This window comes from Kitasatospora sp. NPDC101183 (genome assembly GCF_044767945.1).
GTDB lineage: Bacteria > Actinomycetota > Actinomycetes > Streptomycetales > Streptomycetaceae > Kitasatospora.
The window spans coordinates 133,533-146,425 of record NZ_JBIWOW010000010.1 but is presented as its reverse complement, the minus strand read 5'-3'; the positions used below and the strand labels follow the sequence as shown (position 1 = coordinate 146,425).

Annotated in this window: 12 protein-coding genes; 2 read left to right on the top strand and 10 right to left on the bottom strand. The window is 74.0% G+C overall.

Annotated features, from left to right (window positions below):
* Nucleotides 1-49: 49 nt before the first annotated feature.
* Nucleotides 50-769 carry an ABC transporter permease gene (locus tag ACIRRS_RS16460; RefSeq protein ID WP_402970824.1) on the top strand — a complete coding sequence of 240 codons (720 nt, stop codon included), beginning with the start codon at nt 50-52 and terminating at the stop codon, nt 767-769.
* A 60-nt stretch (nt 770-829) separates the two neighbouring features.
* Here ACIRRS_RS16460 and ACIRRS_RS16455 read toward each other — a convergent pair whose 3' ends face one another.
* The 3 genes from ACIRRS_RS16455 to ACIRRS_RS16445 form a co-directional block, all read right to left on the bottom strand.
* A complete protein-coding gene (locus ACIRRS_RS16455) occupies nt 830-2,077 on the bottom strand; it encodes a CynX/NimT family MFS transporter (protein WP_402970821.1) in 1,248 nt (415 codons plus the stop codon).
* Nucleotides 2,078-2,139: 62 nt separating this feature from the next.
* Nucleotides 2,140-2,868, bottom strand: coding sequence for a FadR/GntR family transcriptional regulator (locus tag ACIRRS_RS16450; protein WP_402970818.1), 729 nt, complete (start codon nt 2,866-2,868; stop codon nt 2,140-2,142).
* Nucleotides 2,869-2,960: 92 nt separating this feature from the next.
* Nucleotides 2,961-3,467: a nuclear transport factor 2 family protein gene (locus tag ACIRRS_RS16445; protein WP_402970815.1), complete on the bottom strand. Its 507-nt coding sequence runs from the start codon at nt 3,465-3,467 to the stop codon at nt 2,961-2,963.
* Between the two features lie 131 nt (nt 3,468-3,598).
* Between ACIRRS_RS16445 and ACIRRS_RS16440 the strand changes: the two genes are divergently transcribed.
* A complete protein-coding gene (locus ACIRRS_RS16440) occupies nt 3,599-4,489 on the top strand; it encodes a LysR family transcriptional regulator (RefSeq protein ID WP_402970813.1) in 891 nt (296 codons plus the stop codon).
* 84 nt (nt 4,490-4,573) lie between these two features.
* On the opposite strand, the gene ACIRRS_RS16435 is transcribed toward ACIRRS_RS16440, so the two are convergent.
* The 7 genes from ACIRRS_RS16435 to ACIRRS_RS16405 all read right to left on the bottom strand — a co-directional run bounded on the left by ACIRRS_RS16435 (nt 4,574) and on the right by ACIRRS_RS16405 (nt 12,860).
* Nucleotides 4,574-5,428, bottom strand: a complete 855-nt coding sequence (locus ACIRRS_RS16435; RefSeq protein WP_402970810.1) for an HAD family hydrolase — start codon at nt 5,426-5,428, stop codon at nt 4,574-4,576.
* A gap of 62 nt (nt 5,429-5,490) precedes the next feature.
* Complete coding sequence (gene serS / locus ACIRRS_RS16430; RefSeq protein WP_402970808.1) at nt 5,491-6,765, bottom strand: serine--tRNA ligase; 1,275 nt, start codon at nt 6,763-6,765, stop codon at nt 5,491-5,493.
* A gap of 540 nt (nt 6,766-7,305) precedes the next feature.
* The gene (pheA, locus tag ACIRRS_RS16425; protein WP_402970805.1) at nt 7,306-8,241 is read right to left on the bottom strand and encodes a prephenate dehydratase; all 936 of its coding nucleotides are present in this window, start codon (nt 8,239-8,241) and stop codon (nt 7,306-7,308) included.
* Between the two features lie 171 nt (nt 8,242-8,412).
* On the bottom strand, nt 8,413-9,684 hold the full coding sequence (efeB, locus tag ACIRRS_RS16420; RefSeq protein ID WP_402970802.1) for an iron uptake transporter deferrochelatase/peroxidase subunit: 1,272 nt from the start codon (nt 9,682-9,684) through the stop codon (nt 8,413-8,415).
* Between the two features lie 5 nt (nt 9,685-9,689).
* The gene (locus ACIRRS_RS16415; protein WP_402970799.1) at nt 9,690-11,681 is read right to left on the bottom strand and encodes a copper resistance protein CopC; all 1,992 of its coding nucleotides are present in this window, start codon (nt 11,679-11,681) and stop codon (nt 9,690-9,692) included.
* A gap of 13 nt (nt 11,682-11,694) precedes the next feature.
* On the bottom strand, nt 11,695-12,195 hold the full coding sequence (locus ACIRRS_RS16410; RefSeq protein ID WP_402970796.1) for a copper chaperone PCu(A)C: 501 nt from the start codon (nt 12,193-12,195) through the stop codon (nt 11,695-11,697).
* Nucleotides 12,192-12,860 carry an SCO family protein gene (locus ACIRRS_RS16405; RefSeq protein ID WP_402970793.1) on the bottom strand — a complete coding sequence of 223 codons (669 nt, stop codon included), beginning with the start codon at nt 12,858-12,860 and terminating at the stop codon, nt 12,192-12,194. Before ACIRRS_RS16405 ends, ACIRRS_RS16410 begins: the two co-directional genes overlap by 4 nt.
* Nucleotides 12,861-12,893: the final 33 nt, after the last annotated feature.

The window sequence follows — 12,893 nt, the reverse complement described above, 5'->3', positions numbered from 1 at the left end:
ACCCCGACCGCCCGCACGACCACTGGACCCGGGAAGGGGCCGACCGACCATGAACCCGACCGTCGCCAGGCTGACGGTACGCGGCCTGCTGGGCCGCCGCCGCGGCCTGCTGCTGCTGGTGGTCCCCGCACTGCTGCTGCTCGTCTCCGCCATCGCCGCGAGCACCGACGGCGACAAGCTGGACCTCACCGTCAAGATCCTCGGCCAGCTCGACCTCGGCACCCTGGTGCCGATCCTGGGCCTGGTCGTCGGCACCGGCGTCATCGCCACCGAGATCGACGACGGCTCGATCGTCTACCTGCTCGCCAAGCCGCTGCCGCGCTGGAAGATCATCACCACCAAGCTGACCGTCGCCGTCGTCACCACCTGGGTGTTCGCCGCCGTCCCGACCCTGATCGCCGGGCTGCTGATGTACGGCACCAAGGACGGGCTGGCGCTCGGCTACACCGTGGCCGTGCTGGTTTCGGGCGCCGCGTACAGCGCGCTGTTCCTGATGCTCGGCGTCATCACCCGGCACGCGGTGGTGGCCGGGCTGGCGTACGCGCTGGTCTGGGAGGCGCTGGTCGGCAACTACGTCGAGGGCGCCCGGACGCTCAGCATCCAGCAGTGGGGGCGGGCGGTGGCCGAGGCCGTCGCGGGGGAGACCACCAACCTCAACCCCGCCGTCTCCTTGGGCGCGGGCGTCACGCTGCTGGTGCTGGTCACCGTCGGCGCGACGGCCTTCGCCTCGGTCAAGCTGGCCGGCCTGACCCTGGCCGCCGAGGAGTAACCCGCACAACAGAACGACACGAGGGCGTGCCTCCCCGAGGAGGCACGCCTTCACCCGCGTCTAGAGCGTCCGGTCGCGCCCCGCGCCCCACCCGGCCACGCCCACGACGGCGGCCAGCACCAGCATCACCGTGAGCGGAGCCGTCCACCCGCCGGTCAGCTGGTGCAGCGCACCGGCGCCGACCGGGCCCGCCGCCGCGACGACGTAGCCGATCGCCTGCGACATCCCGCCCAGCTGTGCGGCCCCGGCCGCGCTGCCCGTCCGCAGCACGATGAACGCCAGGCCCAGGCCCAGCGAGCCGCCCTGCGCGATCCCGAGGATCGCCGCCGCGACCCAGGCGCCGGAGAGCGGAGCCGCCAGCAGCACGGCGATGCCCAGCCCGTTCAGCACGGCCATCGTGACGGCCAGGGCGCGCTGGCGGGTCATCCGGCCGGCCATCAGCGGCACCAGGAAGGCGCCCACGACCTGCAGCAGGTTGGAGAAGGCGAAGGCCAGCGCGGCCTGCCCGCGGTCCATGCCCTGGTCGGCCAGGATGGTCGGCATCCACGCGACGACGATGTAGACCAGCAGCGACGAGATGCCCATGAAGAGGCTGATCTGCCAGGCCAGCGGCGTCCGCCACAGGCCCTCGATCGGCTTGCCGGGCCGGACGGCCGCCACCCGGGCCTGCTCCTCGTCCCGCTCCTGCCGCGAGCGCAGCACCTGCGGCAGCCAGGCGACGGCGGCGACGACGGCGAGCAGCGACCAGACCCCCAGCGAGGCCTCCCAGCCGCCGCCCAGCGCGTGCTCCAGCGGGACGGAGAGCCCGGCGGCGAGCGTCGCGCCGACGAGCATGGTGGTCGAGTAGACGCCGGTCATGGTGGCCGCGCGGTCCGGGAACTCCCGCTTGACCAGGCCCGGCATCGACACGTTCAGCACCGCGATGGCCACGCCGATCACCATGCAGCCCAGATAGAGCGCGTACACCGAGGGCAGCACCCGCAGCAGCACGCCCGCGCCCAGCACCAGGACGGCGCCCAGCACGACCCGCTCGGCGCCGAACCGGCGGGTCAGCCGGGGCGTGAGCGGCGCGCCGACGCCCTGGAACAGCACCGGCACGGTGGTGATCAGGCCGCTCGCGGTGGCGGAGAGGCCGAAGGTGCGCTGGATCTCGGCGACCATCGGGGAGACGGCGGCCAGGCAGGCGCGCATGTTGAGCGCGACCAGCAGGATGCCGGTCAGCAGCAGGGCGGGGTGGGCCAGCCGGGAGCGGACGGGGAGCGCGGCGGGGGTGGTGACCACCGGCTGCTGGGCACGGGTGACGGCCATGGGTGTGCGGTTCTTTCGTGACAGGGCGTACGGGCGGACGGCGGAAGGGGGCTCGCGCCGTCCTACTTCCGCGCCGCGATGGCGGCGAGCAGCTGCTCGACGGCCGCGGTCGGCTCGGCGAGCAGCGCGCGACAGGCCGTCTCGGCCCGGTCCGGGTCGCCGCTCTCGATCGCGTCGACCAGTGCCGCGTGGGTGACCACGTCGACCTCGGGCATCTCGTGGTCGCCGAAGGCCGTCCGCATCGACTCGCGCACGGAGGCCCCGAAGTACCGGTACACCTCGGCCAGCGCCGGGTTGTGCGCGGCGTCGACGACGGCGGTGTGGAACTCCAGGTCGTGCTCGACGGTCGCCTCGCGGCCGGCCCGCTCGGGGTTCGCCGCCATGACCTCGGCCTCACGGGCCAGCGCGGCCCGCATCCGCCGGACGTCCTCCGGGGTGTGCCGCACGGCGGCGAGGCGGGCGGCCTCGGCCTCCAGTGCGGCGCGGACCTCCAGGACGTCCCGGATTCCGGAGCGCTGGACGCCGCGCAGCACGGCGGCCGGGTCGCTGGTGGAGCGGACGAACGTGCCCTCGCCCTGGCGGGAGACCAGCATCCCGGCGTGCACCAGCACCCGGATGGCCTCCCGCACGGTGTTGCGCCCGACCTTCAGCTGCTCGGCGAGCTCGTGCTCGGTGGGGATCTGCGACCCGACGGGCCAGATTCCGCCGACCACCTGCTCGCGCAGCCGGTCGATGGCGGTGTCCACCAGGGAACGCCGTCCGGCCGCCTGCAGGCTCTCGCCGCCGCTCATCCCGGGCCTCCCCACGTCCACCGCTCATCGGTCGTCGGTCATCCTACAACCACTTGCCCGGTCATCCTACAACCCCTCCCGACCTGCGGTGATCAGCCGAAGATCGCGGTCGGCTCCCCGGTGAACCAGGTGTTGTCGATGCGCATCCGCCGGATGACCCAGCGGTGGCCGTCGCGCACCAGCTCCACGGCGTAGGGGTTCTTGAGCAGCGCGCGCACGGCCGGGTCGGCCGTGAGCAGGTGCTGGGCCTCGACGAGGGCGGTGAGGCGGGCGGTGTCCCCGTCGATCGCGATCCGGGGGTTGGTGACCTGGTGGGTGGTGTCCACCCGGCCGGTGAACATCGACAGGATGGTGTCGACGATGAAGTCCCGGCCGGACATCACCGGGGGCTCGCCGCCCCACTTGGCGGCGGCCGGGCGGAAGTCCAGCTCGGCGTCGGCGGAGAAGGCCGAGGCGAACAGCTCCCGGTCCTTGAGGTCCTGGCCGAGGCCGAAGCGGTACAGGGCGTCGACGATCTCCGCGCGGTCGCGCAGCTCGGCGACGGCGGCCGCGAGGTCCTCGGCGGGGGCGGTCAGGGCGTGGTCGGCGGTGACGTACATGCTGGACTCTCCTCGGTCGGGCGGTACTTCGACACCGGTGATCTTTCCGTTCGCCGGGCTGGTGATCAACGCGCTTGTGAGGCACGATCGTTAAGCCCAGCTTGACGATCAGAAGGGGCCGGGGGGCCACGATGTTGGAGCGGTACGAGCTGGAGGCCTTCCTCACGCTCGCCGAGGAGTTGCACTTCGGGCGGACGGCCGAGCGGCTGCACGTCTCCACGGCCAGGATCAGCCAGACGATCGCCCGGCTGGAGCGCAGGATCGGCGTCCCGCTGTTCCACCGCACCAGCCGCCGCGTCGAACTGGCCGCCGCCGGGCGGGAGTTGTACGAGGAGCTGCGGCCCGCCTGGGAGCGGATCACCGCCGCCGTCGACCGGGCGGTGGAGGCCGGGCGGGGCCTGACCGGCCGGCTGAGGGTCGCCTTCGCCGGGCCGGCGGCGGGCCAACTGCTGGTCGGCGTCGCGCAGGAGTTCCGCGACCGGCACCCGGACTGCGAGGTGCACCTGCGCGAGGCCCAACTGCCCGAGGTCCTGCCCTGGTTGCGCGAGGGGGTGGTCGACCTCGCGCTGACCTGCCACCCGGTACGGGCGGAGGGCGTCGCCCTCGGACCGGTCCTGGTGCGCGAGGCGCGGATGCTCGCCGTACCGGCCGGGCACCCGCTCGCCGGGCGCGGCGCCGTCCCCGTCGCGGAGCTGGACGGACTGCGGGTGCTGCGGCTGCCCGGGGCGCCGCCGGAGCGGGAGCCGGCCCGGGGGGACCTGAGGTCGGCCGGGCGGCTCGTCCCGCTCGGCCCGGAGAGCATGACGTTCAACGAGGCCCTGACCCTCGTCGGCGCCGGGGAGGGCGTCCTCGAGGTGGGCGCGCACATCCGCCGGTACTTCGCCCGCCCGGACGTGGCCTACGTGCGCCTGGCGGACGCCGAGCCGGTGGAATGGGGCCTGCTGTGGCCGGCGGACGGGGCCACCGCCCGCGTCCGCGCCTTCGGCGAGGCGGCCCTCGCCGTCGCCCGCCCCGAGCGGTGACTACCGAGCGGTGACCACCGGGCTGTGACGACCGGACTGCGACCGCCGGGCTGTGACGACCGGGCTGCGACGACCGGGCTGTGACTACCGAGAGGGGAAGAGCCGCTCCAGGACGAGCGCCACGCCGTCCTCGTCGTTGCCCGCCGTGACCTCGTCCGCGACGGCCAGCAGTTCCTCGTGCGCCCCCGCCATCGCCACGCCGTGCGCGGCCCAGCCGAACATCGGGACGTCGTTGGGCATGTCGCCGAAGGCGATGGTGTCGGCCGCGCGCACGCCCAGGCGGCGGGCGGCGACGGCGAGCCCGGTGGCCTTGGAGAGCCCGAGCGGCAGCAGCTCCACCACGCCGGCCCCGGCCATCACCACGCCGACCATCCCCCCGGCGGCGGCGCGGGCGGCCTCCGCGAGGGCGTCGTCGTCGAGCCCGGGGTGCTGGATGTAGAGCTTGCTGACGGGCGAGGCGAGCAGTTCCCCGCGCTCCACCCGCACGACCGGCAGGTCCGAGCCGATGATCAGCTCGTACCCGGGCCCGGCGAGCACCTGCCCGTCCAGGCCGTCCTGGTTGGCGGCGACGGCCAGCGGCCCGATCTCGGCCTCGATCTTCTCGATCGCGAGCGCGGCGAGGCGCCGGTCCAGGGTGAGCGAGGTGAGCAGCTTGTGCGCCCCGGCGTCGTAGACCTGGGCGCCCTGGCCGCAGACCGCTATGCCGGTGTACCCGATCTCGTCGAAGACGGGCCGGGCCCAGACCGCGGAGCGGCCGGTGACGACGATGTGGAGCGCGCCCGCGCCGGTGGCCGCGGCCAGGGCGGCGCGGGTGCGCTCGGAGACGGTCTCCGCGCTGGTGAGCAGCGTGCCGTCCAGGTCGGTGGCGACCAGCCGGTAGGGCAGGTCGCCACCGCCGTGGTTCGCGCCGTCCGGGAGTGCGGGGCTGATGGTGCTCATGGGCCGTACGTCTCCCGGGAGTTGCGGGTGGAGCGGGTGGAGCGGAGGGGGCGGGGCGCCGGTTACTTGACCGGCTCCAGGACGGTCCGCCCGCCGAGGAACGGCCGCAGCGCCTCCGGCACGACGACGGAGCCGTCGGCCTGCTGGTGGTTCTCCAGGATCGCCACGATGGTGCGCGGGACGGCGACCAGCGTGCCGTTCAGGGTCGCGAGCGGGCGGGTCCTGCCCTCCTCGCGCATCCGGATGGAGAGCCGGCGGGCCTGGTACTCGGTGGTGTTGGAGGTCGAGGTGACCTCGCGGTACTTGCCCTGGGTGGGGATCCACGCCTCGATGTCGAACTTGCGGGCGGCCGAGGCGCCGAGGTCGCCGGAGGCGACGTCGATCACGCGGTAGGGCAGCTCGAGGGCGTTGAGGAAGTCCTTCTCCCACTGGAGCAGGCGGCGGTGCTCGTTCTCCGCCTCCTCCGGCGTGGTGTAGACGAACATCTCCACCTTCTCGAACTGGTGGACGCGGATGATGCCGCGGGTGTCCTTGCCGTAGGTGCCGGCCTCGCGGCGGAAGCAGGAGGAGTACCCGGCGTAGCGCAGCGGCAGCTTGTCCGCGTCGAGGATCTCGTCCATGTGGTACGCCGCCAGCGGCACCTCGCTGGTGCCGACGAGGTACCGGTCGTCCTCGGCGAGGTGGTACACGTTCTCGGCGGCCTGGCCGAGGAACCCGGTGCCGTCCATGGCCGCGGGGCGGACCAGGGTCGGGGTGATCATCGGGATGAATCCGGCCGCGGTGGCCTGGGCGATGGCCATGTTGACCAGGGCGAGCTCCAGCAGCGCGCCGACACCGGTCAGGTAGTACGAACGGGCGCCGGCGACCTTGGCGCCGCGCTCGGTGTCGATCGCGCCGAGGATCTGGCCCAGCTCGACGTGGTCGCGGGGCTCGAAGCCCTCGGCGGCGAAGTCGCGCGGGGTGCCGATCTCCTCCAGCGTGACGAAGTCCTCCTCGCCGCCGACCGGGGCGGCCGGGTCGATGAGGTTCGCCAGGGAGCGCAGGAGGCGGTCGGCCTCCTCCTTGGCCGCGCCCTGTTCGGCGTCGGCGGCCTTGACCTCGGCGGCGAGGTCCTTGGTGCGCTGGAGCAGGGCCGCCTTCTCGTCGCCCTTGGCCTGGGCGACCTGCTTGCCGAGCACCCGCTGCTCGTTGCGCAGTTCGTCGAAGCGACTGCCCGAGGACCGGCGCCGCTCGTCGGCGGAGAGGAGGGCGTCGACGATGTCGACGTCCTCGCCACGGACGCGCTGCGAGGCGCGCACTCGGTCAGGGTCCTCACGGAGCAGGCGAAGGTCAATCACAGGCCCTAGCGTACCGGGCGGAGTCCTCCCCACCGGTACCGGATTTCCCCTGGGGATAACTCCGCCCGTCCTGTGGATAACTCCTGTGGGGAGCCGCCCCGGGTCGAGTTATCCACAGGTTCCGGCGTGAGCCTGTGGAGAAACGGGCGCGGCCGTCCCCCGGGATTCGGAACCGGTGAATTGAGGTTTCAAACCTCAATCGACCCACTCGGGCGAGGGAATTGAAGAGTGGAGAAGCACTCACACGGGTGATTTGCAGGCAACCGGGTGACTCTGGTCCGATTAGTCATCTCTGCGACGCAAACCGATGGTCCGACCGGGTCTGGGCAATGGCTATACCGGTTTGTCGACTCGTCCCCAGGTCTGTGGATAACTCGGAGCTGTGGACAGCCACGGGGCCTGTGGACAGCGGGCCCCGCCCGGGCGGGGCCCTGTGGACGACGGTGGAGCGGCCGGCGGGGCCGCGGTGGAGCCGCCCGACCCGGCCCGATCGTCGCGATCGGAACCGGTCGAAAACATCTGGAAAAGAACAGAAAGACGTCAGGCGTCCGCGCGCCCGTCCAGGCAGCGCGAGAGCCAGTCCGAGGCCTCGACGAAATCCTCGTCCGAGGTGCCCGGCCTCCGCAGGGTCGAGACCTGCTTGTCCGCGCGCGGATAGGAGCCCAGGTAGCGCACCTGCGGGCAGATCCGCTTGAGGCCCATCATCGCCTCGCCCACCCGCCGGTCGGACAGGTGGCCCTCGCAGTCGATGAGGAAGCAGTAGCTGCCCAGGCCCTCGCCGGTCGGCCGGGACTCGATCCGCATGAGGTTGACCCCGCGCACCGCGAACTCCTGGAGCAGCTCCAGCAGTGCACCGGGGTGGTCGTCCGGCAGCCAGGCCACCAGCGAGGTCTTGTCCGCGCCGGTCGGCGAGGAGATCCGCCCGGGCCGGCCGACCAGGACGAACCGGGTGGTGGCCGTCTTGGCGTCGGCGATCTCCTTGACCAGCGGGTCCAGCCCGTAGATCGGCGCCGCGAACTCGCCCGCGAACGCCCCGTCGTAGCGGCCCTCCGCGACCAGCCGCGCGCCGTCCGCGTTGGAGGCGGCCGACTCCCAGACGGCGTCCGGCAGGTTGGCGGCCAGCCAGCGCCGCACCTGCGGCTGGGCGACGGGGTGGCTGGTCACCGTCTTGATGTCGGACAGCGCGGTGCCCGGCCGCACCAGCAGCGCGAAGGTGATCGGCAGCAGCACCTCGCGGTAGATCATCAGCGGCGCGCCGGAGGCGAGCTCGTCGTTGGTCGCGGTGACGGCGCCCTCGACGGAGTTCTCGATCGGCACGAACGCCCCGGAGGCCTCCCCGACCCGCACCGCCTCCAGGGTCAGCGCCACGGAGGACAGCGGGACCAGCTCCCGGGTCGCCGCCTCGGGCAGGGTGTGCAGCGCCGCCTCGGTGAAGGTGCCGGCCGGGCCGAGGTAGGTGTAGCGCGTGGCCGACATGACGCCTCCGGGGATCGGTACGAGCGGATCGGTACGAGGGGATCGGTGCGAGGGGACGGGAACGGGGTGGCTGCGGCGCCGATCGGCCCCCGCCCACACCGCCACCCTAGCGATTCCCGCCCCGTGGAACGGACCGGTTCCGGAGGGCGGGACGCTCAGGGGAGGCGGAGCTCAGCCATCCGTCAGCTGCTGCCCCAGGAACCCGCCCGCCGGCACCCCCGGCAGCACCGCGTACAGCCCGCTCGCCTCGTGCCGCAGGAAGCGCGACAGCCCGTCGCCCCGGGCGAGCTTGCGCTGGACCGGGGTGAAGCCCCGGCGCGGATCGGCCTGGAAGGCGAGGAAGAGCAGCCCCGCGTCCGGGCTCCCGTCCGCCGACAGGCCGTCGTGGTACGAGAACCCGCGCCGCAGCATCGCCGCCCCGCCGTTCGCCGAGGGCGCGGCGACCCGGATGTGCGCGTCGGCCGGGACGGCCAGCGCGTCGTCCTGCCCCCGCGCGGCGAGGTCCACCGGGGTGTGCTCCCCGGCCCCGGCGGGCGCGCCCAGCGGGGCCCCGTCCGACTTTCGCCGCCCGACCACCCGCTCCTGCCGGTCGACGGGCAGCGCCTCCCAGTGGTCCAGCAGCATCCGGATGCGGCGGAACACCAGGTACGAGCCGCCCGCCATCCAGGCCGGCTGGTCCCCGCCGGGGGAGCAGAACACCTTGGCGGCGAAGCCGTCCTCGGAGGGCTTGGGGTTGTTGGTGCCGTCGATCTGGCCCATCAGGTTGCGCCCGGTGACGGCCTTCGCGGCGGCGCCGGGCGTCCGGGCGAAGCCGGCCGACTGCCAGCGCAGCGCCGCCGTCCCGGCCGCCAGCCGCTGGAGCACCCGCAGGGCGTGCACCGCGACCAGCGCGTCGTCGGCGCCGATCTGGACGAACAGGTCGCCGTCGCCGCGCGCCGGGTTGAGGGCGTCGCCGGGGAAGGCGGGCAGCGGTTCGAGGGCGGCCGGGCGGCGGTCGGCCAGCCCGGCCTTGTCGAAGAGGGTGGCGCCCACGCCGACGGTGACGGTGAGCGAGCAGGGCCCCGCGTCCAGCGCGACCTGGTCGTCCACCTCCTCGGCCGGCTCCCCGGCGGTCAGCCTCTCCGCGGCCCTGGACCAGCGCTGGAGCAGGCTGCGCAGCCCGTCCCGTCCGACGCCCTGGGCCAGGTCGAAGGCGGCCAGTTGCACCCGGGCCTGCTGCGGATCGAGGACGCCCGCCTGATGTTCCCCGTGGAACGGCACCCGGGCGGCCCCGAGCGCTCCGGCGGCGGGGGCTGCGCCGGTGGCGGCCGGCCGGTCCAGGGCGACGGCCCCGGCCACGCCCGCCCCGGCCCCGGCGAGCAGCCCGGCCCCGGCGGTGCCCAGCAGCGCCCGCCGGGTGAACCCGTGATCGGTGAACTCTGGGGAATCGGTGGAGGTCTCCACGGCCGTCACCCGATCCTGAACTGCTGGGTCGGGGTGGTCTGGTCGATGTCGGAGGAGCGGATCTGCGCCGACACCACCCACGTCCCGGCCAGCGGCAGCTGCGTGGTGCCGCTCCAGCGGCCCGGGCCCTCGGGGGTGAGCGCGACGGGCAGCGGGCCGAGGTCGCGGTCCGGCAGGGTGAAGGCCAGTTGGATCTCGGGCACCTCGACGGGCTTGCCGTCCACGCCGTCGAGCGCCAGCTTCACCTCGTTGGGGCCGGTCCTGGCCGGGTTGAGGGTGACGGTCGCGGTGCCCTTGGCGTTGGGCGTGCGGCCCTTGGTGTCGTACGGGAGCTTCAGCTCCACCGTGCGCCCCGGCTCGGTCTGCGGGGCGGCCCCGGCGGCGCCACCGGCGGGAGCCGTGGCCCCGGCCGCCTTGATCTCGCCCGCGACCCGCCCGGGCGGGGAGTTGGTGAGCATCGTGGTGACGACGAGCACCGCCACCGCGACCAGCGCCTCCACCAGCACCGAGCGGCGCAGCCCCGCCCGCGTCGGGGTGAGCCCGCGCTCGCGGCCCGCGCTCTCCCGTGCGGCCCGCTGGCGCTCCAGCTGCGCCTGCCGGGCCGGGTCCTCGCCCGCCGCCGCGACGGCGACGGGTTCGGGCAGCTCCGCCTTCTCGACCTCCGCCGCCTCGGCCGGGGCCGAGCGCAGCCGGGCCAGCCAGGTGCGGGAGATCCAGGCGACGCCGAGCATCACCAGCACGCAGCCGGTCTTCACCAGCAGCAGCCGCCCGTACTCGGTGCCGTTGAGCGCGCTCCAGCTGCCGAGGCCGCGCCAGGACTGGTAGAGGCCGGTGGCGACCAGCACGGCCACGCAGCCGAACGCGATCTTCGAGAACCGGTCCACCACCTCGGCGCCGACGCCCTCGCGCAGCGCCACCAGCAGCGCGGCCAGCCCGCCCAGCCACAGGGCCATCGCGATCAGGTGCAGCATGCCGAGCGGCAGCGCCAGCCAGACCTGGATGCCGACGGAGGCGTGGTCGGCGCCGACCCAGGTCGCCGAGAGGGCGACGGCCAGCACCAGCCCGGCCACGCCCAGGCCCAGCCTGGTCTCCCGCTGCGGCCGCTCGGCGGCCCGCCGCTCCAGCTCCCGCAGCTCCGCCTCCTCGGCGTCCTCCGGCTCCCCCTGCGCGGTGGCGGCCGACCGCACCGGCTGCCCCAGCTGCCCGACCAGCAGCGACAGGAACACCCCGCTCGCGGCGAGCAGCAGCAGCCGCGCGGCCAGCGCCGTGCCGATCCGCTCGTCCAGCGTGGCGCGCACCAGCGACAGGTCGAAGGCCTGCCCGACCCCGGAGCCGCGCTCGTACGGGCCGCGCAGCATCAGCACCGCGACGGTGGAGACCAGCAGTGCCGTCCACCCCGTCATCAGCAGCCGCTGCAGGGAGCGCCGCGCCGTCCCGCCCGGCCAGCAGACCAGCGCGAACGCGGCCGCGCCGACGAGCAGCGCGAACGCCGCGTACGCGACGGTGCGCCCGGTGCCGTAGAGGGCGGCGACCAGCCCGTCCGCCTTCGCGCCCTGGAGGGCGGAGGTGGAGACGGAGGTGTCCGAGGGGGCGCCGATGGAGAAGGTGAAGGCCCCGCCCACCGGGTGCGAGTCCGCGGAGACGGCCCGCCAGGCCACGGTGTACGTGCCGTTGGCGAGGCCCGCGTCGAGGGAGACGCGGGCGGTGTTGCCCTTGCCGTCCGCGTGCGCGGGGTTCCCGGCGTCCACGGCCTTGCCGGCCGGGTCGAGGACCCGGACGGAGTCGCCGGAGAGCGACACCTCCTCGCTGAAGGTCAGGGTGACCGTCTGCGGAGCCGTGGCGACCACCGAGTTCTGCTGCGGGTCGGTGGAGTCCAGGGTGGCGTGCGCGGAGGCCGGGCCCGCGGCGGCGAGCATCAGGGCGAGCAGCGCGCCGAGCACCCCGATGAGCCCGGTGACGCGGCGGTGGACGATCCGGCGGGGGGAGGCCGTTTCCATGCTGGCGGGTCCTCTAGTTCTGGCCGGGGCGGTAGGTGAGTTCCTTCACCGGCACCTTGACCGCGACGGTGCCGGACTTGGCGAACGTCAGGTCCAGCTCCACCTCGTCGCCGAGGGCCGGGGCCTTCTGCCATCCCATGATCATCAGGTGGTTGCCGCCGCGGGCGAGCTGCAGCGCGCCGTGCGCGGGCACGTCCAGGCTCTCGACCTGCTCCATGCTCGACGGCGTCGAGCGGTGCATGGTGATCGACTCCGCGCCCGGGCTGCTCACCTTGACCAGCTGGTCCTGGCCGCCGTCGTTGCGGACGGTCAGGTACCCGGCGGCCATCCCGCCCGCCGGGGGCAGGGGGATGTACTGGTCGGCGACGCTGATCCGCGCCGGCCCGTCCCCGGCCTTCGCGTCGGCCTGGCTGCCCGAGCCGCAGGCGGCGAGGATCGCGCCGGCGCCGAGGGCGGTGGCGAGCGCCGCGCCGGTCAGCGCGGAGCGGCGGAAGCGCCGGGCGGTGCCGGTCACGCGGCCACCCCCTTGGCGAGCAGCGGCAGGTCGTGGGTGTAGGTGGCCACGTCGGTGCCGCTCATGTAGAGCACGTGCGCCTTGTCGTCCGAGGGGAGGAAGGCCAGCACCTGCGCGCCGTGGGTGGAGGTGACGGTGCCGTCCGCGTTGACCACCGGGTCCTCGATCATGATGCCCAGCGACTTGGCGGCCGTCTTCACCTTCGCCAGGTCCCCGGTGAGGCCTATGAAGTCCTTGCCCATCGAGTCCAGCCAGGTGCGCAGCACCTTGGGGGTGTCGCGCTGCGGGTCGGTGGAGACGAAGACGACGTCGACCTTCTTGCGGTCCTCCTCGGGGAGCGACTTCATCGCCACGCCGATGTCGCCCATGGTGGTGGGGCAGACGTCCGGGCAGCTGGTGTAGCCGAAGAAGAGCAGGGTGGTGTGCCCGTTGGTCTGCCGGCGCAGGTCGAAGGGCTGGCCGGAGGTGTCGGTCAGCTGGAGGTCGGGCTTCTCGAAGTTCTTGGCGAGCTTGGTGCCCTGGTAGGGCGTGTTGTCCTTCTGCTGGACGACCTTGGCGGCGGTGTCGCCGCCGCCGTTGGAGCCGCAGGCGGACAGGGTGAGGGCGGCGGCGAGCGCGAGGGCGGCGGCGCCGGCGAGGCGGGTGGTGCGGGAGGTGCGGGGCATCAGGGGTTCCGATCGTGCGCGCTGGACCGCCGG

Excerpts from the sequence above, each read along its gene's own strand:
- ACIRRS_RS16450 (WP_402970818.1), bottom strand. The coding sequence starts at position 2,868 with ATGAGCGGCGGCGAGAGCCTGCAGGCGGCCGGACGGCGTTCCCTGGTG.
- ACIRRS_RS16455 (WP_402970821.1), bottom strand. The coding sequence starts at position 2,077 with ATGGCCGTCACCCGTGCCCAGCAGCCGGTGGTCACCACCCCCGCCGCG.
- ACIRRS_RS16460 (WP_402970824.1), top strand. The coding sequence starts at position 50 with ATGAACCCGACCGTCGCCAGGCTGACGGTACGCGGCCTGCTGGGCCGC.
- ACIRRS_RS16435 (WP_402970810.1), bottom strand. The coding sequence starts at position 5,428 with ATGAGCACCATCAGCCCCGCACTCCCGGACGGCGCGAACCACGGCGGT.
- ACIRRS_RS16445 (WP_402970815.1), bottom strand. The coding sequence starts at position 3,467 with ATGTACGTCACCGCCGACCACGCCCTGACCGCCCCCGCCGAGGACCTC.
- pheA (WP_402970805.1), bottom strand. The coding sequence starts at position 8,241 with ATGTCGGCCACGCGCTACACCTACCTCGGCCCGGCCGGCACCTTCACC.
- ACIRRS_RS16415 (WP_402970799.1), bottom strand. The coding sequence starts at position 11,681 with ATGGAAACGGCCTCCCCCCGCCGGATCGTCCACCGCCGCGTCACCGGG.
- ACIRRS_RS16405 (WP_402970793.1), bottom strand. The coding sequence starts at position 12,860 with ATGCCCCGCACCTCCCGCACCACCCGCCTCGCCGGCGCCGCCGCCCTC.
- ACIRRS_RS16440 (WP_402970813.1), top strand. The coding sequence starts at position 3,599 with ATGTTGGAGCGGTACGAGCTGGAGGCCTTCCTCACGCTCGCCGAGGAG.